The sequence below is a fragment of the Glutamicibacter nicotianae genome (assembly GCF_016907615.1).
GTDB classification, from domain to species: domain Bacteria; phylum Actinomycetota; class Actinomycetes; order Actinomycetales; family Micrococcaceae; genus Glutamicibacter; species Glutamicibacter nicotianae.
Map to the genome: position 1 here is coordinate 137,894 of NZ_JAFBCH010000001.1, position 22,052 is coordinate 159,945.

Sequence of the window (22,052 nt, forward strand, 5' to 3'; positions counted from 1 at the left end):
CCTGTGCCGAAGCATCTAATATGCGTAGCTGAGCCAAAGGGCCGGCACAGAAACCGCCAGTAATGTTGTAAACACCTCTTGAAGGTGCGAGTGATGATCGTAGGAGTTCCCGTTGGATATTGCCCAACGGGAACTTCTCTTTAAGCCCTCTTGGCTTCGCTGTACTCTTCGATCGAGCTGTTGAAGCGATTCAGGTATTTGGCGAACTGCTCGATATCAGCGCAGCTCCAATCCCCCAGGATCTGCTCCAGCGAGGCGGTCGACAGTGCGCGGGAATCCGACAGCCGCTGGGCGCCCATCGCGGTCAGGCAGATCTTGCGGGCGACATTTCCCTGTGGATCTGCAATGCGTTCCAGATACCCGTCCTTGATGGCCGCAGTCACCTGGCGCTGCAAGGTCGAGTTATCCAGGCGCAGGGCATGGCTCAGTTCGGTAATGCTCATCGGGCCCTGCCCATCGATGCGGCTCATCAACAGGTACAAGCTGCGGTCGAGCCCTCCCGAATACAGCTGATGGGCGATGGTGCAGCGGCTGAACATGATCTGTTCATATTCGATTTCTGCGATACGGCCCTTGATCCCGGCCTTTTCTTCTGGCATTTCTCCACCGCTGGCATTGCCTCATAGCCGCCTGCATTCCGGCTCTGGCCAAACCGAAGTCCGAAAGCGAGGCCATGCCGGAACAGCTGGCCGGCATCGACTAGAGCGCCTCCCGGCACTCCTGCAATCCGAACCCACATCCCCGCCGGGCCATAGGAAGCGCCCTTAGAGTAGAAAGCACCTCATGAAGGTGCGAGTGATGATCAGGCAACTCCCGCTGGGCAACCAGCGGGAGTTGCTGGCTAACCAGAAGCATCTCGCTCGATGCATGGCCTACGCGCAGTGCATGCTTATTGCATCCACAGAATGCCGATTTAGAGTTTTAAGTACCTCATGAAGGTGCGAGTGATGACGCGGAAACTGGCACTGTCGGTCTTGCGACAGTGCCAGTTTCTGTATTCAGAATCATTTGCCTGCCTCCAGCAATTCTCGAAACCCCGAACTGCGCGCGGACTGTATTTGCCATTCCGGGTCCTGCAATCCGCGACTCCCGCAGAATGCAATCTCTGTGCAGGCAGCCGGTGGCACAGTTTTCCCAAATCTGCAGTCGGCGCTCAGCACCGGCATAGCTTCGCCTCCTATATTGGTAAGTACCTCATAAAGGTGCGAGTGATGATCGAGAAATCCCGGCGAAGCAATTCGCCGGGATTTCGAACTTAAAACGGCGGGACTTACTATGCTGATGCTTATGTTCCTGTACAGAATGTGAGATCCATGCCGTCTCTGAGCAGTATCCTGTCAAGCATCAAGAATCAAGAATCAAGAATCACCTTAGACCGAAATATTCAGCGGACCTGACGGTCTACGTTGTCTATGGCAAACAACCCAGCCCATTTCCAGATCTGGAACATATAGAGCCAATAATTGCGGTCGTGGCCAGTGAGCGTGAATGCTTTGAGATTCAAGAAAAGTGCCCGGAAACTGAAGTCAGCTGGGAAGCACGAACGGTGAAGAACGCTGAACGCCTGGACGTCGCAACAGGCAGCATTCTGTATCTCACGCATACTACTTTGTTGCCGTACGACGAGGATGGCGATGGGAATCCAGTCTTCGGGATCATGGAATCTCCGCAGCCTACGGCCCTGTACTGCAGTCGGGACAGTGCGGAACAAGAAGCACCAGATCAATATCTGCACAGAGTCACCGTCGGTGAAATCAACCTTCGCGGCATCGGAGAGCTTTTGAACACTGACTGTTGAGCAATCTGCTCTTCTCCCAACCGGCGAGCGCGTACGGCCCACTTGCCGTTCAGCGCGCGCATCAAATCTGCAGCACTGGGCCCGATCGGGCTCAGGCAACCTCCGGTGCGATAACGTAGACGGGATCCCACTTCCCTTTCCTGGGACACCTGACGAAACGGAGCCCCGGTGAGTACCGCGACCGCTGAATTGACGCCCCTGCAACGGCAATCGGTGCTGCGCACCCTCAAGTCCCCGCGGCTGCTGAAAACCGAACTGCTCGCCGGACTGGTCGTTTCGCTGGCACTGATCCCCGAGGTCATCGCGTTCACCGTGATCGCCGGAGTGGACCCGCGCGTGGGCATCTTCGCCTCCTTCACCATGTCGGTGGTCATCGCGATCACCGGCGGGCGCCCGGCAATGATTTCCGCGGCCGCCGGCGCGGTGGCCCTGGTCGTCGCCCCGCTGGTGCGCACCCACGGGGTTGAGTACCTCTTCGCCGCGGTGGTGTTGGCCGGCATCATCCAGGTCACGCTGGCCTTGCTGGGAGTGGCCAAGCTGCTGCGCTTCATCCCGCGCCAGGTGATGATCGGTTTCGTCAATGGCCTGGCCATCTCGATTTTCTGGGCGCAGATGCCCGAGCTGCGCAATGTCCCGTGGATGGTCTACCCGCTGGTGATCCTCGGCGTCGCCATCGTCTGCTTCTTCCCGAAGATCACCAAAGCGGTCCCGGCGCCGCTGATCGCGATCGTGGTGCTCACCGCGATCACCATCTTCGCGAAGGTCTCCGTGCCCACCGTCGGCGACAAAGGCGAACTACCCGACTCGCTGCCGATCTTCCACCTGCCTGGAGTGCCGCTGAACCTGGAGACCCTGCAGATCATCGCGCCCTATGCGATCGCGGTGGCCTTCGTTGGCCTGCTTGAATCACTGCTGACCGCCAAGCTGGTCGATGACATCACCGACACCCCGTCGAGCAAGACCCGCGAGTCCTGGGCGCAGGGCACCGCGAATATCGTCACCGGCTTCTTCGGCGGCATCTGCGGCTGCGCGATGATCGGCCAGACCATGGTGGGAGTGAAGGTCTCCGGTGGGCGCACCCGCCTCTCCACCGCCTTCGCCGGAATCTTCATGCTGATGCTGGCGGTGCTGCTCGGCGACATCGTCGCGCAGATTCCGATGGCCGCGCTGGTCGCGGTGATGATCGTCGTTTCGGTGACCACCTTCGACTGGCATTCCATCCGACCGAGCACGCTGAAGATGATGCCCAAGAGCGAAACCTTCGTCATGGCCATCACCGTGGCGCTCACCGTGGCCACGCATAACCTGGCCATTGGCGTGGGCGTGGGCATCCTGGCGGCGATGGTGCTCTTCGCCAATCGCGTGGCGCATATGGTCACCGTGGACCGCAGCGCCACCGAAGATGCCGTCGTCTACAAGGTCAACGGAGAGCTGTTCTTCGCTTCCTCCAACGACCTGTACATGCAGTTCGACTACGCGCAGGACCCCGAGAAGGTCATCATCGACATGTCCGACTCGCACCTCTGGGATGCCTCGACCGTCGCCGCCCTGGACTCGATCCGCACCAAGTACGGCAACTACGGGAAAAGTGTGGAAATCCAGGGCCTGAACGAGGCCAGCCAGAAGATGCAGGACCGGATGGGCGGCAAGCTCGGATAGGGGCGGAACTCAGCATTCCCCGGCGGGCTTGCCGCGTTCGGCAGCACGATGGCGCTTGGAGGCGTACATGTCCCGGTCGGCGCGCAGGATCATGGTGCTCAAGTTGTCGTCGGCTCGGGCCTGCGCAGTTCCGAAGCTCCAGGCCAGCTTGGATGAGCCCGCAATGCGCTCCATCAATAGCTGCGCCTGGCCCTGGGTCGTATTGGGGAACACCAGCACGAATTCGTCTCCGCCCAATCGGCAGACCAGGTCTCCGGCACGGATCGAGCTGCGCAGATGCCGCACCAGCTCCTTCAGCGCACGGTCCCCCGCGTCATGACCGTCCTGGTCGTTGATCTCCTTGAATCCGTCCATGTCCAGCAGCACCACAGCCAGCGGCCTGCGGTGCTTCCGCGACGCGAGCAAGGCGGCCTCGCCACGCGCTGACAGCCCGACGCGGTTCAAGGCGCCGGTCAGCGCATCAACCTGGGTTTGCTGGCGGAACCGGCGCTTGACGTAGTGGCCGACGAACAAACCAACTACGGTGAAGAAGACCAGGCTCAGCACGTTCAACGGTCCGCTTTGGTGCTCGGTGCCTACTGCAGGGCCGAAGAACACCGAATAGGGAATCGTGAAAGCCATGATCGGATAGATGGTCCACCGGGTGACCGGCGGCGGAAAGAGCCAGGACATATAGAGCGCGATAAGCGGAAATTCCTGGAGCCTGAAGACGATCTGCTCATGGTTGTCCGAGAATCCCACGAAGACGACAAAGGCCGACAACTCGGCCAGGGCCCCGAGATAGGCAATCCACAGTGGAAAACGATCAAGCAGCATCCACACGGTGATCACCATGGCCAAGGTCCCTGCAACCCTTGCCACCGCCAGCTTCTGGATGAGCGGAGAACTGAAATCATTGCCCAGGTTGACCAGATAGAACACCAGCAGGAATGCCGCCACCATCCCGGTGACAGCAACTTCCAGTCGCTTGATCCTGCGGAGCCTGGCTGGCAGCAGCCGGCTCCACCAGATTCCGTCATCGTTGGCCCGCCGGTTCCTTGTCCTGGGCATGCTGCTCCCGCTTCCTTGTGAATTCATCAGTACCGCGTATCCCTGGCCAGCTTCAGGGTAATATCACCTTCGTACACAACAGCCTAACCAGCATCATGTTGCCAATCCGCATCGCCAGCCTAGGTGGACCATGAAGTTTGCATTCCAGCCCCTGATCAACCTGCGCGCCGACGCGCTGCTGGGCTTCGAGGCGCTGGCACGATTCAGCGACGGACGCCGGCCGGACGAGCATTTCGCCCAGGCTCGGGCCGAAGGCAATCTGCTGGCGCTGGAGCTGCGCGCCCTGGAGGGCATCGTCCACGCCGCCGAAGGGCTGCCCGACGGGCTGCTGCTCACTATGAATGCCTCAGGCCCTGCAATCAAGGCCTTCGCGCGCACTGCCCCGGAACTTGATCGCCGGCTGGACTGGGGGCTGGAACTGAACGAGCTGTCCGCACCGGAAGTTTGCGATGCGGCCAGGGTCGATGCCGAAGAGCTCGGCTGCCTGCTGCTCGTTGACGATGCAGGCATCGGCTACGCGACAAGGGAGCGCATCCGGCGCTTGAAACCGCACATCGTGAAGCTGGACCGTTCGCTGTTCGTCCACTACCTGGCATCGGCCGAGGCCCGCGAGCATGTGGACATCCTTCTGGCGGCCGCCCGCGAGATCAATGCCAAGACGCTGGTCGAGGGGATCGAAACCGCCGAGCATCTTCAGCTCGCCCGCAGGCTGGACTTCGACTATGCGCAAGGCTTCTATTTCAGCCCCGGCATCGAGCTGGCGGGCCTGCCCGCGGCGATGCATGAGCTACACGGACGCCTCGGGATCGATATTCCTGGTTTCTGAGCGGCGTTCGCGTCCCCGTGCGCTGCGGATCCGGATCACCGGCAGCAGCTTGGCCAAGCCCAGGACCAGATAGAGCACGGTGTTGATCGCGACGAACGAGGCGAGCACGGCGAACCAATCGCTGAGCAGCACGCTTTCGGGGAGAATGATTCCCCGCGGGATCTGGACGATGAGATTCATCATGAGATGTTTTCCTTCCGTGCGGCACCTGCGTGGTCGACATGCTTCCAATCCGCGCTGCGGGCAAAGGCGATATCCCCGACGCCCTTGAGGAATGCGAGATCAAGGAAGGCGTCGTAGACCAGCTCGGGAATCACCAGCGCGGCGACGATCCTTGCTCTCCAGCCGCCGCGCCAGACTGTGACCACGCGCTCGAGCGCGAACAGCGCGCCCAGCAGCATCCAGAACGGGAACCACACCCAGGTGTCCATGGAGATCAGCATGATGATCATCAGCGCAAAATAGCTGAACAGCGCGATCACTCCATAGCCGATGCCGATCTGCTGCGCCCAGTACCGGGAGGTCTGCGCGGTGACTCCGTACGCGCCGAGATTCTCCAACGCCCCGCGCTGCCAGCGCAGACGCTGCGCCCACAGCATCTTCCAGTTGGGCATCAGTTCGGTGACCACCGTGCAGTCCTCCGGCGACGTGGTCAGCGCGCCGAGGGTTTTCAGCGCAATGGTCAGCTCATTGTCTTCGGTCAGGGCAGCTGTGTCGTAGACCTCGCCGGGAGTGCCCGGAAGCACGCTGCCACGCGCAGCCGCCACCTCGCGCAGGGCAGAGGCGCGGAAGACCGAGGCGGTACCGGTCAGCACGAAGACCCGGCCGTCGCGCCGCGAGATTTCGCGCTGATAGCGGGTGTATTCGTTGCGCTGGAATTGGCCGATCAGCCCGTGGCCTTCTTCGCCGTGGAACAGCCCGCCCACCGCCATCAGCGCGCGGTCCCAAGTGAAGCGGTCCCGGGCGGTTGCCAGGAAGTCCGCGCCGATCTGGCTGTCGGCGTCCATCACCATGACGCAGTCGTTATCGCCCATCCCGGGCAGGATGGAGTGCAGCGCCTGGTTCAGGGCCCCGCCCTTCTTGTGCTTGTTGTCCACCGATTCGAACACCTCTACCCCGTGCTCGCCGGCGACCTGCACGGTCCGGTCGGTGCAGTTGTCTGCCACCACGATGATGCGCGATGGAGCAAAGCTCTGCTCCTCCAGGGCCTTCAGGGTGTATGGCAGGGAAGCTTCTTCATTGTGCGCCGGAATCAGCACGGTCACGGTGACCGGTCCTGCGTAAACGCCTCGGGTGCGGGCCATCACCGCCTTGGGCGCCAGCGGCCGGCTCGATTTCTCGATTGGTGTGCGGCGATAACGCCAGGTGACCAGACGCTCGCCCAGGACTACCACCAGCACCAGGATCACCGCGGCGGCAACGGAGAAAACCAGGATCGACAAATCCGGCAGCTCGGAGCTGTAGAAGGTTGTCCAGAGCCTTCCGATGTGGACCTCGATCGGGTTCCACATGCCCACCGGGCGATCGGCGATGCTCAGCGCCCACACCAGCAGCGAGGCCGCGAGAGCCACTATCACGATCACCGCGATGCCCACTAGGCGGCTGAAATGCTTCTGCACGTACGCACCCCGTTCACGTAAGGATTTTCCTTGTCGCCTCCGAGGTTAGCCCACGGAACCCACTTGGAAAACTAGCATGCAGGAAATTCCCGGGCGCAGTATTTATGCTGAAGCTCACCTCCACCCAAAGCATCGCTGTGGCTTGATGCCCCGGCTGGCGGAAAGCGGCTACAGTTCGAGCAGTTTCGCCGCATCCTCGCGCAGCTGGTTCTTGCGGATCTTGCCGGTGACAGTAGTCGGGAAATCCTGTAGTACCTGCACATACGCGGGGATCTTGTAATGCGCCAGATGCCCGGCGCAATACTCGCGGATCGCGGCTGCATCCAGCGGCTCGCGGCCTGCCTTCATGCGGATGCAGGCGCAGACCGTCTCGCCGTACTTCTCGTCGGGCACGCCGACCACCTGCACGTCCTCGATGTCCGGATGCGTGTAGAGGAATTCCTCGATCTCGGCCGGGTAGATGTTCTCGCCGCCGCGGATCACCATGTCCTTGATGCGCCCGACGATCGTGCAGTAGCCGTCCTCGCGCATCACCGCCAGATCCCCGGTGTGCATCCAGCCTTCGTCGTCGATGGCTGCCCGGGTCTTCTCCTCGTCGTTCCAGTAGCCGAGCATCACCGAGTAGCCGCGGGTGCAGTATTCGCCGGTTTCCCCGCGTTCCAGGGTTTCGCCGCTGACCGGATCCACCACCTTGATTTCCACATGCGGGTGCACCCGGCCGATGGTGGAGGTGCGGCGCTCGAGATCGTCGTCGCCGCGGGTCTGGCAGGACACCGGAGAAGTCTCGGTCATGCCGTAGGCGATGGAGACCGCGCTCATCCCCATGTCATCGACGCAGCGGCGCATCACCTCGATGGGGCAGATGGAACCGGCCATGATGCCGGTGCGCAGCGAGGAGAGGTCGTGGTCCTTGAACCTGGGATGGTTCTGCATCGCGATGAACATCGTGGGCACCCCGTACAACCCGGTGCACTTTTCCTCGGCCACCACCCGCAGCGTGGTTTCGGCGTCGAAGCCCGGGGCCGGGATGACGATCGTAGTGCCCCGGCTGGTGCAGCCCAGGTTGCCCATGACCATGCCGAAGCAGTGGTAGAACGGGACCGGGATGCACAGCCGGTCATGCTCGTCCAGGTCGATCATGCCGGTGACCTGGTAGCCATTGTTCAGGATGTTGCGGTGGCTGAGCACCGCGCCCTTCGGGTAGCCGGTGGTGCCCGAGGTGTACTGGATGTTGATCGGGTCCTCCGGCTTGGTGGCAGCCAGGCACCGGGACAGTTCCTCGTCGCTGATGCGCTCGCCTTCGGCCAGCAGTTGCTCGAAGTCCGTGGTGTCCACGTAGATAACGCGTTCAAGTTCAGGGGTGTCGGCGCCGGTCGCGTCCACCATCGCACGGTAGTTGCTGGTCTTGAATTCGGAGACCGCCAGCAGCAGGCGCACCCCCGAATGGTTGACCGCGTAGGCGTACTCGTGGGTGCGGTAGGCAGGGTTGACGTTGACCAGGATGACGCCGATCTTCGCGGTGGCGTACTGCGCGAAAACCCATTCGGCGCAGTTCGGCGCCCAGATGCCCACCCGGTCCCCTGCCTGCAGGCCGGCGGCCAGCAGGCCCTTGGCCAGGCGGTTGATCTGCGCGTCCAGTTCGCTCCAGCTCCAACGCCGTCCGGTGGCGGCTTCGACCAGTGCTTCTGCCGGCCCGAAGCGGGCCGCCGTGCGTTCGAAGCTGGCTCCGATCGTCTCTTCGATCAGCTGCGGTTCGCTCTCGCCCTGGGCATAAGCCTTCATCTGCGTACCCCTTCATGGATCGCCTCGTCGGAATCTGCGCGGGCACGAAAGATGTGCCCAGCGTCACATTCACACCCTAGCCGCGGCCTTCCGCGCTGCCAAGCACCGGTGCGACCTGCGATTTCAAGATTGAAGCTGCGCCCTGAGATCGGAGGACAGCTCGGTGAAGCATGGCAAGCTCTTCAACTCCTCGGCGATTGCCTTGATGCCTTGCTCCGCCAGCAGGAGCGCTCCATCGAGATGCTCCACTAGCTCTTGCTCGCCGAGCCGTCCGGATCCGTTGAGACTGATGGCGCATCCCCGGTCCCAGCGGATCGATACCGGGGAGCCATCCTCCATCTCGGCGAACTCGTCGACTTCAACGCCCAGCTGATTCTGACTGCCGGCCGACCTGCCACCGCTTCTGAGCGTGCTCCTGGCGCCGACCGCGATAACTGCACCGGCACTCCCGTTCTTCTTTACCCATGTTGCCGCCCGCGTCGCGATGCCGGCAGGACCATAAGCCATCTCTTCCGTATCCCTCCCTGCCAGTACGGCAAGCCCATTCATACTTGTAGACTCTCAATCGACCCAGAATAAGTATTTCACCCTCTTGGATCGCCGCGTTAGAGTTGCCAGCAAGCGTCTTCTGCGCATTCGACGCGCGGTCCGACGATCGGAGCACCATGGACACGAGACTACTTCGCTACTTTGTCGCTGTCGCCGAAGAACGCCATTTCGGCCGCGCGGCGGCGCGCCTGCATATCGCGCAGCCCCCGCTCTCCCAGCAGATCAAGCAGCTCGAGGAAACCCTGAATACCCAGCTGCTGATCCGCACCACCCGCAAGGTGGAGCTGACCAATGCCGGCGAGCTGCTGCTGAGCCGCGGGCGTATCCTGCTCGAAGAGCTCGACCAGCTCTCCCGCGACGTGCGCACCGTGGGCGAAGGCGCGCTGGGCGTGCTGCGCCTGGGCTCCACAGGCAGCGCCACCTCGCGCATCATGCCCAAGCTCATCGAAGCCAGCTCGCAGCAGATGCCCGGCCTCCAATTGAACGTGCAGGGCGAAATGCTCACCCCGCAGATGGTCGAAGGCCTCATCGAGGGGCGCCTGGATCTGGCCATCCTGCGCCCTCCGGTGCGCGGCACCGAGGTGGACTACATGCTGCTGGACAGCGACCACCTGGCCGTGGCCTTGCCAGTGGACCACCCGCTCACCGCGCATGACGAGCTGGATCTGTTACAGCTCGCTGGCGAAAAGTTCATCTGCTATCCGACATCCTCCGCGGTGAATAACATCATCATGGATTCCTGCCGCCGCGTGGGCTTCGCCCCGCAGATCGCCCAGGTGGCCAGCGAGACTTCCACGCTGCTCACCTTCGTCGCCGCAGGCTTGGGCATCGGGCTGCTGCCCACCACCCATTACCTACCGCACAGCTCCCGGATCACTTTCCGGCCGCTGCGCAACGCACCGTCCGTCGACCTTGCCATCGCTTGGAAAGCCGGCAACGAGTCCGCGCTGGTGCGCAACTTCCTGGAACTTTGCACATTGCTCAACCCCCTAGAAAGGCTGGACCCCGATGCGAATCCAGCGGATTGAAACAATCCCCTATGCCGTCCCCTACAACCACCCGCTGCGCTTCGCCAGCGGCGAGGTGCACACCGCCGACCACGTGCTGATCCGCGTGCATACCGACGAGGGCGTGGTCGGCACCGCCGACGCCCCGCCGCGCCCGTACACCTACGGGGAGACGCAGAAGTCCATCGTCGCGATCGCGCAGGATGTCTTCGCCCCGCAGCTGATCGGCCTGGACATCATGGACCGCGCGAAGATCCGACAGGTGCTGGATCGGACCATCCACAACCAGGTGGCCAAGGGGGCGATCGACATCGCCATATGGGACGCCATCGGCCAGGCGCTGGGCGCCCCGGTGCACAAGCTGCTCGGCGGCTTCACCGACTCGATGCGGGTGAGCCACATGCTCGGCTTCAAGCCGGCCCAGGAACTGCTCGACGAGGCCCTGCGCTTCGGCGAGCAATACGGCATCACCACCTTCAAGCTCAAGGTCGGCCGCCGCCCGCTCGCCCTGGACATCGAAGCCTGCCGCGCGCTGCGCGAAGGCCTGGGCCAGGACGTGGAAATCTACCTGGACGCCAACCGCGGCTGGACCGCGAATGAGGCCATGGAGGTGCTGCGCCAGACCGAGGGCCTGGGCCTGAGCCTGCTCGAGGAGCCGTGCGACGCCAAGGAGGCGATGAGCCGCCGCCGGCTGGTCGAGCACTCCCCGATCCCGGTCGTCGCCGACGAGTCCGCGCCCACCGCGGGCGACGCCTCGCGCGAGCTGCTCTCCGGCGGCGCCAACGCGATCTGCATCAAGACCGCCCGCTCGGGCTTCACCGAAGCCACCGAGATCCTGGGCCTGTGCACCGGGCTGGGCGTGGATGTCACCATGGGCAACCAGATCGACACCCAGGTCGGCTCGCTGGCCACCGTCACCTTCGGCGCGGCCTTCGAGGCCACCAGCCGCCGGGCCGGCGAGCTGTCGAACTTCCTGGACATGTCCGATGACCTGCTCGCCGAGCCGCTGCAGATCATCGACGGCCGCATTTCGGTGCGCAGCGTGCCCGGCGTGGGTGCCGCCATCGACGAATCCAAGCTGGCGCGCTACCGCCAGGACCACGTACTTTCCACCTCGAACTAAAGGAATTCCCCATGTTGTTCCTCGCCCGTATGGACGTTAATTTCCCGGATCATCTGACCCCCGAGCAGGTCGCCGATCTCCAGGCCCGCGAGAAGGAGTACTCCGCGAGCCTGCAGCGCAGCGGAAAGATGCAGGGCATCTGGCGCGTGGTCGGCGAGTACGCGAACCACTCGCTGTACAACGTCGAGTCCAATGACGAGTTGCACGAAATCCTCAGCGGCTTCCCGATGTACCCGTACATGAAGATCAAGGTCACCGCGCTGGCCAAGCACCCGAACTCGATTGCCTAGGGCCATTCCCTGACCGCAGGCTACCGCCGTGCGCCAGCTCACATGCATTGATATTCGACAGCTCTCAATCACGGCCAAATAAGTATTTCACTCGGCATAGACGCTGCACTACATTGAATATCAATCATCGAAGATGATGGGGGTCACACCATGGATCCGCATTCGTCACACCACACAATCCAGGGAGTCACCATGACCACCGAAACTCCAGACCAGGCAACCGCAGCCAAGTCAGGCAACGCCGCCACCGACAGCTTCCGCAATTCCGGCAAGCTCGGCAGCATCGAGACCTCCACCGAGCGCGTGAACCTGCTGGCCAGCAAGCTGATCAAGGCCGCGAACGACATCGTGCTCGAGGAACGCGTCACCTACGACGAATTCAACGCGCTGAAGGCCTGGCTAATCAAGGTTGGCGACGACGGCGAATGGCCATTGTTCCTCGACGTGTGGCTGGAGCACTCGGTGGAAGAGGTCGCTACCGACCACCGCGAAGGCAACAAGGGCTCGATCGAGGGCCCGTACTACGTACCTGATTCTCCAACCCAGAACTCGCCTGCCACCATCTCGATGCGCGAAGACGAGAAGGGCACCAACCTGCTGTTTCAAGGCCAGGTCCGCTCCACGGATGGCTCGGCGCTGAAGAACGCCAAGATCGAGCTGTGGCACGCCGATGAAGAGGGCTTCTACTCGCAGTTCGCCCCGGGCATCCCAGAGTGGAACCTGCGCGGCACCTTCATCGCTGACGAGGACGGCAACTTCCAGATCAACACGATGCAGCCGGCTCCGTACCAGATCCCGACCGACGGTGCCTGCGGCCAGCTGATCGCCGCTGCCGGCTGGCACGCATGGCGTCCAGCCCACCTGCACCTGAAGGTTTCGGCACCGGGCCACGAGCTGCTCACCGCACAGCTGTACTTCCCGGGCGACGAGCACAACGACGATGACATCGCATCGGCAGTGAAGCCGGAACTCATGCTCGATGTGCAGCCAGCCGAATCCGGCAACGGCAAGCAGGTCACCTACGACTTCGTGCTCGACCCAGTCAAGTAGGCCCCAGCACGGCTGCAAACGGAAGGCCTCGGCAGGACTGTTCCTGCCGAGGCCTTCTGTGCACTTGAGGGCAACCGAGGGCGCTGCCGCAGCCCGCTGGATCCCCCTGGGTCAGCCCGCGGCCTTCTTCACCAGTTCGCGGATCTTGTCTTCCGTTGCAGCATCCAGCGAGGTGATGGTCCAGGCGACCGGATGCATGTGCGCACCCTCCTCGTAGGCGGGATTCACCACTTCGCCAAAACCGAAGGCAACGAAGTCCTTGTCAGGCTTGATATAGCAGACATCCTTGCCGTCCTGGACATAAAACGGAAGTCCCCAGCGGACGATCGGCTCCAGGGACGGCGCGCTTTCCACGATGATGGCATGCAGCCGCTCGGCAATCTCGCGATAAGGTGCTGGCGCCGCGCTGAGCTTGGCCAGAACAGCGGCGTCGCCCTTCTTCGTGAAGATCATTTCTAGTCCCCTCCAGACGATTAGCGCTGCATGGCAGCGTTTGGTGTTGTCGCTTGCGCGATCGCTGCGCTTTCCCGATCGGCACATAATGCACTTTACCGATTCGGGGCCTCTGCTTCACGGCCTCCTGCAATGCAAGACCGGCACCCGACGCACGAGCTGCTAGTGATGCCAAGTATTTCGCTTGCACGCTGTAGGCTACCGGCATGCGCAAGCTTCTAGCCACCACCGGTGCCGCCATCATCGTGGCCTACGCAGTTTACGGCGCACTGCTCATGAACAATTGGGCAGTGGTCGCAGCCAGTGGAATCCCCCTGGATGAAACAATCGCCGAAATGGCCGCTATGGACCAGGATTACGACTCGATCGGAGGTTGGGTCTTCGCAGCAATCGGAATTGCCCTCGCCATCTCCTGGCTCGTTTCCGTCATCGCGTCCGGTCGCAAGCTGCCCGCTTGGGCCGCTATTGGGACATGGAGCCTGATCCTTGCCCTCGGCGCACCGGCCTATTTCTTCGGCTCCTTCGCCAACATGAACGCCGTGGGCGATACCTTTGCCGATTGGAACGCCGGCGCTGCTGCTGATCTGGAAGAGCCCCTGTACATCGCCAGCAGCCTCGCCTTGGCCTTGCTGGCTGCCATGGGAATCCTTGGCCTCCGCGCGGCTTTGACGCGCCCGCCACGCCCTCTGGCTCAAGCAAGCAGATAAAACCACAGCCACTGCCCCATTCCCGGTACTGGGGATTTTCACCGGTATTCACGCGGATATCTATTCGCATAGACTTTCGTTGATCAGGGCGTTGAGTTCGCCCTGCTTGTTGCGCGAGATGATGATTGGCTGGCGGCCGATGTTTGTGGTGTAGTAGTCGCCGATGTTCGGGATCTGGGATTCGTGGGCCAGGTATACCCAGTTGCCTTCCCAGATGTGCTTCATTTCCAGCTCGAAGATCTCTTTGTAGGTGAAGATATTTCGATTGGCGCGGAACTCTCCGGTTTCCGGGCTGTCAACCAGGGCGTAATCCAGCAGGCTGGATACCTCGTTCAGGGTCTCGGTCATGGCGTGGTGTGCTCCGTCCATTCAATGCTCGTCAAAAGGGGAAAACCGCTGCAGCCGGTTTGCATGGATTCAACCTTGGCAGAAAGTGCGGGCGGTCACACTAGGGCTATGCCTAGGCTTGGGCTAGGCATCTGACTACTATGTTTTCGATCGTCTGATTCAACACCTGTTGCCTATCAATGCATCGGCGTATTCTTTGATACGAGCACCAGCCCACTTTTTGCAAAGCAGGCTTCCCCATGCGCGATGAAGGACCCACGGATCATCCGCTGGCCGGCAGCGGCAACCCCGAGGTTCCGCCGCAGGGCCAGCGCTCATTCATGCACATCCTGGTGAACACCGCTGTTGCGAACCTCACCACCAGCTACCTGTGGTTCGCGTTGACCTTCTGGGTGTACCTGGAAACCGAGAACGTCATGGCCACCGGAATCATCGGCGGCGCGTTCATGCTGCTGATCTCCCTGTTCTCCATGGTCTTTGGGACCATCGTGGACAACCACCGCAAGAAATCGGTCTTCGTCTTCTCCGCGCTCGTCACCGCGGTGACCTTCAGCCTGGCCGGGCTGATCTACCTCGTGCTGCCCACCGAAGACATCCTTGACATCGGCGGGTGGCAGTTCTGGATCTTCTGCCTGGTCATCCTGTTCGGGGCGATCGTCGAGCAGATGCGCGGCATCGCCCTGTCCACGACCGTCACCCTGCTGATCCCTCTCGAGCGCCACGCGAATGCCAACGGGCTGGTGGGCACGGTGCAGGGCATCGCCTTCATCGTCACCAGCGTGTTCTCAGGGCTGTCCATCGGGCTGCTGGGGATGGGATGGACGCTGGCCATCGCCATCATGCTGGTGGTGATCACGATGCTGCACCTGCTGGGCATCTCCATCCCGGAGGAGGAGCCGGAAAAGGAGGAGGGGCGCACCAAGACCAGCGACCTGCGCCTGGGCTTCACCACGGTAATGGCCATTCCTGGACTGTTCGCCCTGATCATCTTCTCGATGTTCAACAACTTCATCGGCGGCACCTATATGGCGCTGATGGACCCCTACGGGCTGACCATCATGCCGGTGGAGGCCTGGGGCATCGCCTTCGGGCTGGCGTCCACCGGCTTCATCGTCGGAGGCCTGGCCATCGCCAAGTTCGGCTTGGGGGCCAACCCGATCCGCACCATGCTCCTGCTGGTGGCCGTCATGGGATTCCTCGGCGCGATCTTCACCATCCGTGAGTGGACCTGGCTGTATGTGCTGGGCATCTGGTTCTACATGATGCTGATTCCCGCGGTGGAAGCCTCGGAGCAAACGGTGATCCAGAAGGTGGTGGCCTTCCGCCGCCAGGGCCGGGTATTCGGCTTCGCACAGATGCTCGAAGCTGCGGCGGCCCCGATTACCGCCTTCCTGATCGCGCCCATAGCCCAGTACCTGGTCATCCCGTTCATGCGTTCGCCCGAGGGCGATGCCCAGTTCGGCTGGCTGGTGGGGCAAGGCGAGGCGCGTGGCATCGCCTTGATCTTCCTGGCCGGCGGACTGATCATGATTGTGGTGGCGCTGCTGGCCATGGGCACCAGCCAGTATCGCAAGCTGTCGGCAATTTTCCAGGCAGAATCGCCTGCTGCACCCGAGGAGGCATCACTTGCCAACAAGTCAGAAGACCCTTCCAACTGACGCCAGCGTTGAGGAGTTCATCGCGGCGGCAACCCCGGACAAGCGCCGGATTGACGGCCATGAGCTGGACCGCATCTTCCGCGAAGCCACCGGCGAGCAGCCGGTGATGTGGGGCCCGAGCATGATCGGCTACGGAAGCTATACCTATATCTCCCCTGCCAATGCGCGCACCACCGGCATCTGGCCCAAGACTGGCTTCTCGCCGCGCAAGGCCCAGCTGTCGCTCTATGGCCTGAAGGATCTGCCCGAAGGGGCCGAGCTGCTGCCGCAGCTGGGCAAGTACACCGAAGGAGCCGGCTGCGTGTACGTGAAGAAGCTGGAGGATATCAACCTATACGTGCTGCGCAAGCTGATCGGCATTGCCGCCTCGCGGCAGGACGACCAGGCCCAATAACGCGCAGATGTGGCGCTATCTGGCCAGTCGAGCTTTGCCCAAGCGCCTGAGGGCGACGCAGGAACCTGCGACTGCCCCCATCACAATCACTGCCGCGCCGGCGATGAGCGAGACGGTCATCGGCAGCTGCAGGCTGGCGGATTCGGGGAAGGCATCAAAGAGCAGAAGCGTCCAGAAAAAGCCCGGAATCACACCGGCCGCCAAGGAAACGAGGCTCAGCAACAGCGCATGCAGCCAACGGTCGCTGGCGCCGCCCAGCCATGCCATGACGGCGGCAATGGCAAGCCAAAGAAGCATCGGGAAGGCCAAAGGGAACCAGAGGCCGGGCTCAGCCCACCAGGCAGCTCCGGCGATCAAGGGATCAACGATCATCAGCAACACCGCGAAGAAAATTCCGCTGACTGCTGCGAGCCACCTCATGGGCCTTTCGCTCGTCCTGGCCACGGCAGGTCCGCCTATCTGCAACTAGAGCATTTCTTCTTGCCTTGGTCGGCACCCGCAGGGCCATAGCGCTGCGGGTGCCTTGAACTGCCTTGCTGTACTGCTTTATTCGGCTTCTTCGAAGAAGACCTCAACCTCGGTGATGCCGGCAGAGATGACCGGAACCAGGCGCTCGTCGATGCTGTAGTGCTCGCCATCCTTGGAAATCAGGCCGTAGTCGGCCAAGGAATCCATGGCCGTCCGAGCTTCTGGCAGCACCTCATCGTAGATCTTCGGGCCGCAGTTGCGGCGCAAGCCTTCCAGGTCCCCTTCGCGTCCGGTGGATGCGGTGACCAGCAAGTTGCGCAGCACCAGGTAGTGGGCTTCATCGCGCAGGGTCACATCGAAGGTCGGGTTCAGGTGCGCCTGGACGCAGCCGACAGCCATCTCGAAGAGCAGTTGCGCGCTGCCTGCTTCCTCGCCGGCGATCAGCAATTCGTAGGCGTCCGGATCGGTGCGCAGGACCGAGCCTTCGGACTCCACGACCGACATGCGCCCGGCACTCCAGATGTAGTTGAAAGCCAGCGGCGCCGGACCATTGGGGTCGAAGGTTTCAGCATCCAGGCCAACGGCATTCAGCACCTTGGCGCGCGGGGCTTGCGCCGCTTCAGAGAAGTCTCCCATGTCCACGCCGTCGGCCAGCGCCTCTGCATAGGCCTTGACCTGGGTGAACAGCTTGGTTCCGCGCAGCAATTCGCACAGTTCCGCATCGCCTTCGGCGAAGCCGTTGAGGGTGTCTTCCAGCATTTCGCGCAGGGCTTCGAGGTTTTCCGCTGGACCCTGCCAGAGCTTGCGGTCATCGACGAAGTTGAAGTACTCCAGCCAGGTGGTGAAGATCGGTTCTGGCGCCAATGATTCCGGCAGGTTGCCAAGGTGCATGGCCAGGGTCTCGCCGAAGACATCGACGTCCATGTCGAACAGGTTGGAGCTGCGGGCGTTGTCGGCGTACTCGCCGGCGATCTGGCCGATGAGGTCGGACTGCATGCCCGCTGCCTGTGACGCCTGTTCGGCAGTGAACACAGGGACCTGCTCCGCGACCCAAACCGTGTAGTCGCCGCGAAGTGCATCGATCTGAGCTTCAGCCTGGATCTTGAACACGCTGCGGCCGCGAGCTGCCGCCTTGGCAGGATTTCCTGCGCCCGAATTCTTCTTGCCTTGACGCTTCTTGCTGGCCATGAGCCGTCCTTTAATTCCGAAATGGGTCTCTGGTTAAAGCCTACGGTGCGCACCCGGAACCGGGCGAAAAGCGCGATGCGGCTCACCTGCGCGAAAGCGTGTTCGGATATCCCCTCCAATTCGTAGACCATTTGTCCTTCAACGTGCTCACTTGCTGTTTTCTTGTCCACTTTCATTGACCATTGGCGCTTGATCCGACAAGATAAACAGCAGAGACGAATGTAGCCTACGACACAATACTTCGAGTTCTGCAGGGCAGCTGTGAAGGGCTCCATTAATGAACTTGGATTTCCTAGTAGTTTCGGCGGCGAGCATGGCCTAGGTCCGTGGAACTCGGAATCATGGATGGCTTCCGGCACTCGGAGGTTCTGTCGGAAACTGCTGCGATAAGAGGAGAAAATGATGAAGATCGCGGTTCTGATCAAAGAAGTCCCGGATACCGGCGAAGACCGCCTGCTGGATCTGGAGACCGGCCTGGCTGATCGCGCCGCTTCAGAAGTGGTGCTCGATGAAATCTGCGAACGGACCTTGGAAGTCGCGTTGAAGCACGCTGACGCGAATCCTGGAACTGACATCACCGTGCTGACCATGGGGCCGGAATCGGTCCAGGCCACCTTGCGCAAGGCCTTGGCCATGGGCGCCGCCGACGCCGTGCACATCAACGATGAAGAGCTGCTCGGAGCCGATCTGGTGCTCACCGCGCAGGTGCTTGCGGCGGCTTTGCGCCGGGGCAATTACGACCTGATCCTCACCGGCAACATGTCCACCGACGGTTCGGCCGGCATGCTCCCGGTGATGCTGGCCGAGCTGCTTGATCTTCCAGCGGCGACGTCCCTGTCCTCGGTGGACATTGCCGACGGCGCGATCAGCGGCTTGCGCGTGCTCGATGGAGCCGCGGCCAAAGTCAGCGCTCCGCTGCCGGCGGTCGCTTCGATCACCGAAGCATTGCCGGATGCCCGCTTCCCGAATTTCAAGGGCATCATGGCGGCAAAGAAGAAGCCGATCGAATCCTTGTCCCTGGCAGACTTAGGCGTCGAGGCGCTGCCTGCCGATACCGCGCGTTCCATCATGGTTGCGGTGGCCCAGCGCCCGCCGCGCACCGCTGGAACCATCGTGACCGATGACGGCGAAGCCGGCAACGCCTTGGCCGAATTCCTCGTCAAGAACAACCTGGTGTGAGCGGAAAGAGAACCATGACTGACTTTGCTACCGATTCAATTCTCGTTTTCCTCGAGACCACCGCTGCCGGAACGCTGGCCAAGAACCACGCGGAGCTGCTCGGTGCAGCTTCCGCCGTGGGCACCCCGGTCGCTTTGGTCGCCGCCCCGGCCGGTTCCCTTGAGGCCCTGGCGGAGCAAGCCAGTCAGGCTGGCGCGGCACATGTGCTCACTGCAGTTGTCGAATCACCGGTGCTGACTGCCCCGATGGCTGACGCGCTGCAGCAGGCCTTCGCCGTAGTCCAGCCGCAAGCGGTCATCCTGGGGCATACCCTGACCTCGCGCGAAGTGGCAGCACGCTTCGCGGTGCGCAACCGCTTGGCGCTCAGCGTGGATGTCCTCGGCGTTTCGCGCGATGACCAGGGAATCATCGCAGCCCACTCGATCTACGGCGGCGCGTACTCGACCCACAGTGCCCCGACCTTCGGCGCTCCGGTGATTACCGTGCGCGTGGGCAGCATCGAAGAGCGCGCCCAAGCCCAGCCGACAAGCGCCACCGCGCTGGAGGTCGCCGCAAGCGGCAAGCCGGAAATCGAGGTCAAGGAACTGGAAACAGCGGAAACCATATCCACCCGTCCCGAGCTGCGTTCCGCGGCTCGCGTGGTTTCCGGCGGTCGCGGCCTGGGCAGTGCCGAGCAGTTCGACCTGGTGCACCAGCTGGCCGACGCCCTGGGTGCCGCCGTGGGCGCTTCGCGCGCAGCGGTGGATGCCGGCTACGTCGAGCATGCCGCGCAGGTAGGCCAGACCGGTGTTGCGGTCTCTCCCCAGCTGTATGTTGCGTTGGGCATTTCCGGAGCCATCCAGCATAAGGCGGGCATGCAGACAGCCAAGACCATCGTTGCCATTAATAAGGACGCCGATGCACCGATCTTCGAGATCGCCGACTTCGGTGTGGTCGGCGATGTCTTCAAGGTCGTTCCGCAGTTGATTTCCGCACTTGAAGCACGCAAGGCGTAATTGCCATGAATGAACCTGAGCAATCCATCCGGCAGGGCCTGCCCCGTGTTGCCGGCGGCGAGCCCTGGCCCCCGGCCGAGCTGTTCGCTTCCATGGCCGCCACCGCTGACGCAACCGTTGCGGAGCCCACGAAGACTGAGCCAGTTGCCAAGCCCGTTCGCGAACAGCCCGTCGGCGCACCTGCTCCCGCCGAACCAACGCCTGCCGAAACACCTGCTGTTGCCGCGGCCAGCGCTGCGTCCGCGCAGACTGTTGCCAGCCAGGCACCGGTAGCTGGATCGTTGCGCCGGGGCCTGCCACGAGTTGCAGGCGGCGAGCCATGGCCTCCTGCAGGAATTCCTGGTGCAGCGAGCGCTCCTGCATCTGCGTCGCAGCAAAAGTCGGCGGCTGAACCGGCTTCCGAGCCCGCAACCACGCCGGTCGCCGAACCGGCCAAGGCTTCAGCCGTTGAAGCGGCGCCGGCAGCCAGTGAACCAGTTCCCCCGGCGAATGCGGCACCGGCCGCGGCGAATTCCAGTGCAGATGCACCGGCAGTTCGCCGCGGACTTCCGCGGACCGCTGGTGCAGAAGCCTGGCCGCCAAGTTCATTCGTGGCTGTACCCGTAGTCGCAGCGGCCCCGGCAGCATCTGCGGCACCTGTGGAACCTGCGGAACCTGCGGAACCTGCGGCCAGCGTTCCAGAAAACGTTGCTGTTGCCGCCCCGGTTGCGCCTGCTCCCGTTGCTGAAGACGCCCAAGCCGCACCGGCCGCACCGGCGAAGGCCGGACCAGCACCGGCTGAACCGGTTGACCAGGCATCCAGTGCGAAGGCCGCTCCCTCGGCCACGGCAGATGAAACGCCAGCTGCCCCTGCACGTACCCGCATGGGCATGCAGCAGTCTGCGGCTCCGGCGGCGCCAAAGGTGGCTGCAGAAAAGGCATCTTCCGCAAAGCCTGCAATCACCCCGAAGCCCCAGGCCTCGGCAAAGAGCAAGAAGGAAGCGGTCAAGCATGGTCCGCTGACCACCAAGCAGTGGGTGCTCGCTGGAATCGTCGGCGCGTTCGCCGCATTGGGCCTGGCCACTGCCGTGGTGCTCATTGCCCGCGGCATTGCCGGAATCGATGGGGTCGAGTCCTTCATGGAACGCTACCCGGGCGAATACCATCTGCCGGAATCAGCACCCATCGGCTTCCCCGGCTGGCTGGCATGGAACCACTTCTTCAACTTCTTCCTCATGGTCCTGATCATCCGCTCGGGCATGCTGGTCAGGCATCAAAAGAAGCCGCCTGCCTATTGGTCGTCGAAGCGCAGCCCGAAGGTGAGCATCAACCTCTGGCTGCACCAGGGCCTTGACCTGCTGTGGCTGGTCAATGGCTTGGTGTTCCTCGTGCTGCTGTTCGCCACAGGCCACTGGATGCGCATTGTCCCGACATCGTGGGAGGTCTTCCCGAACGCGATTTCCGCGGCCTTGCAATACCTGACTCTGGATTGGCCTACCGAAAACGGCTGGGTGAACTACAACTCGCTGCAGCAGCTGGCCTACTTCACCACCGTGTTCATTGCAGCTCCGGTAGCGGCGATCACCGGTTACCGGATGAGCGCATTCTGGCCAAAGAACATGCCAGCACTGACCAAGAAGTACCCGATTGAGGTGGCCCGAGCCCTGCACTTCCCCACCATGCTGTACTTCGTGCTGTTCATCATCGTGCACGTGATCCTGGTGTTCTCCACCGGGGCGCTGCGCAACCTGAACCACATGTATGCGGCCCAGGGATCCACCGATCCCGCCGCGTATGCGGATAACTGGGCCGGGCTGCTCTTCTTCGCGCTTTCCCTGCTGGTGATCGCCGGTGCGTGGCTGGCCTGCAGGCCGATGATCCTAGCCTCCATTGCCCGCCTCTTCGGCAAAGTCAGTGCAAGGTAGAAACA

General features: G+C 62.4%; 23 protein-coding genes. 13 read left to right on the forward strand and 10 right to left on the reverse strand.

The features are described 5' to 3' along the window. Positions 1-140 precede the first annotated feature (140 nt). On the reverse strand, positions 141-599 hold the full coding sequence (locus tag JOE62_RS00720) for a MarR family winged helix-turn-helix transcriptional regulator (protein WP_239543089.1): 459 nt from the start codon (positions 597-599) through the stop codon (positions 141-143). Between the two features lie 872 nt (positions 600-1,471). Here JOE62_RS00720 and JOE62_RS00725 point away from each other — a divergent pair. After that, on the forward strand, positions 1,472-1,798 hold the full coding sequence (locus tag JOE62_RS00725; protein WP_204719574.1) for a hypothetical protein: 327 nt from the start codon (positions 1,472-1,474) through the stop codon (positions 1,796-1,798). A 168-nt stretch (positions 1,799-1,966) separates the two neighbouring features. Further along, positions 1,967-3,457, forward strand: coding sequence for a SulP family inorganic anion transporter (locus JOE62_RS00730; protein ID WP_204719575.1), 1,491 nt, complete (start codon positions 1,967-1,969; stop codon positions 3,455-3,457). Positions 3,458-3,466: 9 nt separating this feature from the next. Here JOE62_RS00730 and JOE62_RS00735 read toward each other — a convergent pair whose 3' ends face one another. After that, positions 3,467-4,507, reverse strand: a complete 1,041-nt coding sequence (locus JOE62_RS00735) for a GGDEF domain-containing protein (RefSeq protein WP_204719577.1) — start codon at positions 4,505-4,507, stop codon at positions 3,467-3,469. A 130-nt stretch (positions 4,508-4,637) separates the two neighbouring features. Here JOE62_RS00735 and JOE62_RS00740 point away from each other — a divergent pair, with 130 nt between their 5' ends. After that, entirely contained in the window at positions 4,638-5,333 is a 696-nt protein-coding gene (locus JOE62_RS00740) for an EAL domain-containing protein (RefSeq protein ID WP_204719579.1), read from the forward strand. Here JOE62_RS00740 and JOE62_RS00745 read toward each other — a convergent pair. The 4 genes from JOE62_RS00745 to JOE62_RS00760 form a co-directional block, all read right to left on the reverse strand. Then, positions 5,295-5,516 (reverse strand): hypothetical protein, encoded by a 222-nt coding sequence (locus JOE62_RS00745; protein WP_223308829.1) that lies wholly within the window; start codon positions 5,514-5,516, stop codon positions 5,295-5,297. The genes JOE62_RS00740 and JOE62_RS00745 overlap by 39 nt on opposite strands. Further along, positions 5,513-6,952, reverse strand: coding sequence for a glycosyltransferase family 2 protein (locus JOE62_RS00750; protein ID WP_338085726.1), 1,440 nt, complete (start codon positions 6,950-6,952; stop codon positions 5,513-5,515). Before JOE62_RS00750 ends, JOE62_RS00745 begins: the two co-directional genes overlap by 4 nt. A gap of 168 nt (positions 6,953-7,120) precedes the next feature. Continuing rightward, complete coding sequence (locus JOE62_RS00755; RefSeq protein WP_204719581.1) at positions 7,121-8,734, reverse strand: AMP-binding protein; 1,614 nt, start codon at positions 8,732-8,734, stop codon at positions 7,121-7,123. A 123-nt stretch (positions 8,735-8,857) separates the two neighbouring features. Next, positions 8,858-9,283 (reverse strand): hypothetical protein, encoded by a 426-nt coding sequence (locus JOE62_RS00760; RefSeq protein WP_204719583.1) that lies wholly within the window; start codon positions 9,281-9,283, stop codon positions 8,858-8,860. Between the two features lie 116 nt (positions 9,284-9,399). On the opposite strand from JOE62_RS00760, the gene JOE62_RS00765 reads away from it, so the two are divergent. The 4 genes from JOE62_RS00765 to catA all read left to right on the forward strand — a co-directional run bounded on the left by JOE62_RS00765 (position 9,400) and on the right by catA (position 12,753). Beyond that, the gene (locus tag JOE62_RS00765; protein WP_204719585.1) at positions 9,400-10,311 is read left to right on the forward strand and encodes a LysR substrate-binding domain-containing protein; all 912 of its coding nucleotides are present in this window, start codon (positions 9,400-9,402) and stop codon (positions 10,309-10,311) included. Further along, on the forward strand, positions 10,292-11,413 hold the full coding sequence (locus JOE62_RS00770) for an enolase C-terminal domain-like protein (protein WP_204719587.1): 1,122 nt from the start codon (positions 10,292-10,294) through the stop codon (positions 11,411-11,413). Before JOE62_RS00765 ends, JOE62_RS00770 begins: the two co-directional genes overlap by 20 nt. 11 nt (positions 11,414-11,424) lie before the next feature. Beyond that, the gene (gene catC / locus JOE62_RS00775) at positions 11,425-11,703 is read left to right on the forward strand and encodes a muconolactone Delta-isomerase (protein WP_204719589.1); all 279 of its coding nucleotides are present in this window, start codon (positions 11,425-11,427) and stop codon (positions 11,701-11,703) included. Positions 11,704-11,895: 192 nt separating this feature from the next. After that, positions 11,896-12,753: a catechol 1,2-dioxygenase gene (catA, locus tag JOE62_RS00780; RefSeq protein ID WP_204719591.1), complete on the forward strand. Its 858-nt coding sequence runs from the start codon at positions 11,896-11,898 to the stop codon at positions 12,751-12,753. A 111-nt stretch (positions 12,754-12,864) separates the two neighbouring features. Here catA and JOE62_RS00785 read toward each other — a convergent pair whose 3' ends face one another. Next, positions 12,865-13,206, reverse strand: coding sequence for a DUF1801 domain-containing protein (locus JOE62_RS00785; protein WP_239543091.1), 342 nt, complete (start codon positions 13,204-13,206; stop codon positions 12,865-12,867). Positions 13,207-13,412: 206 nt separating this feature from the next. Between JOE62_RS00785 and JOE62_RS00790 the strand changes: the two genes are divergently transcribed. After that, on the forward strand, positions 13,413-13,913 hold the full coding sequence (locus tag JOE62_RS00790) for a hypothetical protein (RefSeq protein WP_204719593.1): 501 nt from the start codon (positions 13,413-13,415) through the stop codon (positions 13,911-13,913). Between the two features lie 60 nt (positions 13,914-13,973). Here the strand turns inward: JOE62_RS00790 and JOE62_RS00795 are convergent, their stop codons facing one another. Further along, the gene (locus tag JOE62_RS00795) at positions 13,974-14,261 is read right to left on the reverse strand and encodes a Rieske (2Fe-2S) protein (RefSeq protein ID WP_204719595.1); all 288 of its coding nucleotides are present in this window, start codon (positions 14,259-14,261) and stop codon (positions 13,974-13,976) included. 239 nt (positions 14,262-14,500) lie between these two features. Here JOE62_RS00795 and JOE62_RS00800 point away from each other — a divergent pair, with 239 nt between their 5' ends. Beyond that, entirely contained in the window at positions 14,501-15,919 is a 1,419-nt protein-coding gene (locus tag JOE62_RS00800) for an MFS transporter (protein ID WP_420842164.1), read from the forward strand. Continuing rightward, complete coding sequence (locus tag JOE62_RS00805; protein ID WP_204719597.1) at positions 15,888-16,313, forward strand: DUF1801 domain-containing protein; 426 nt, start codon at positions 15,888-15,890, stop codon at positions 16,311-16,313. Before JOE62_RS00800 ends, JOE62_RS00805 begins: the two co-directional genes overlap by 32 nt. A 15-nt stretch (positions 16,314-16,328) precedes the next feature. On the opposite strand, the gene JOE62_RS00810 is transcribed toward JOE62_RS00805, so the two are convergent. Beyond that, positions 16,329-16,733 carry a hypothetical protein gene (locus JOE62_RS00810; RefSeq protein ID WP_204719599.1) on the reverse strand — a complete coding sequence of 135 codons (405 nt, stop codon included), beginning with the start codon at positions 16,731-16,733 and terminating at the stop codon, positions 16,329-16,331. Between the two features lie 126 nt (positions 16,734-16,859). After that, positions 16,860-17,969, reverse strand: a complete 1,110-nt coding sequence (locus JOE62_RS00815) for a hypothetical protein (protein WP_204719601.1) — start codon at positions 17,967-17,969, stop codon at positions 16,860-16,862. A 402-nt stretch (positions 17,970-18,371) separates the two neighbouring features. Between JOE62_RS00815 and JOE62_RS00820 the strand changes: the two genes are divergently transcribed. From JOE62_RS00820 to JOE62_RS00830, 3 genes are read left to right on the forward strand one after another with little or no spacing between them, the layout of a single operon-like run. Further along, positions 18,372-19,148: an electron transfer flavoprotein subunit beta/FixA family protein gene (locus JOE62_RS00820; protein WP_204719603.1), complete on the forward strand. Its 777-nt coding sequence runs from the start codon at positions 18,372-18,374 to the stop codon at positions 19,146-19,148. A gap of 14 nt (positions 19,149-19,162) precedes the next feature. Further along, positions 19,163-20,143, forward strand: coding sequence for an electron transfer flavoprotein subunit alpha/FixB family protein (locus tag JOE62_RS00825; protein WP_204719605.1), 981 nt, complete (start codon positions 19,163-19,165; stop codon positions 20,141-20,143). A 5-nt stretch (positions 20,144-20,148) separates the two neighbouring features. Beyond that, the gene (locus tag JOE62_RS00830; RefSeq protein WP_239543093.1) at positions 20,149-22,047 is read left to right on the forward strand and encodes a cytochrome b/b6 domain-containing protein; all 1,899 of its coding nucleotides are present in this window, start codon (positions 20,149-20,151) and stop codon (positions 22,045-22,047) included. Positions 22,048-22,052: the final 5 nt, after the last annotated feature.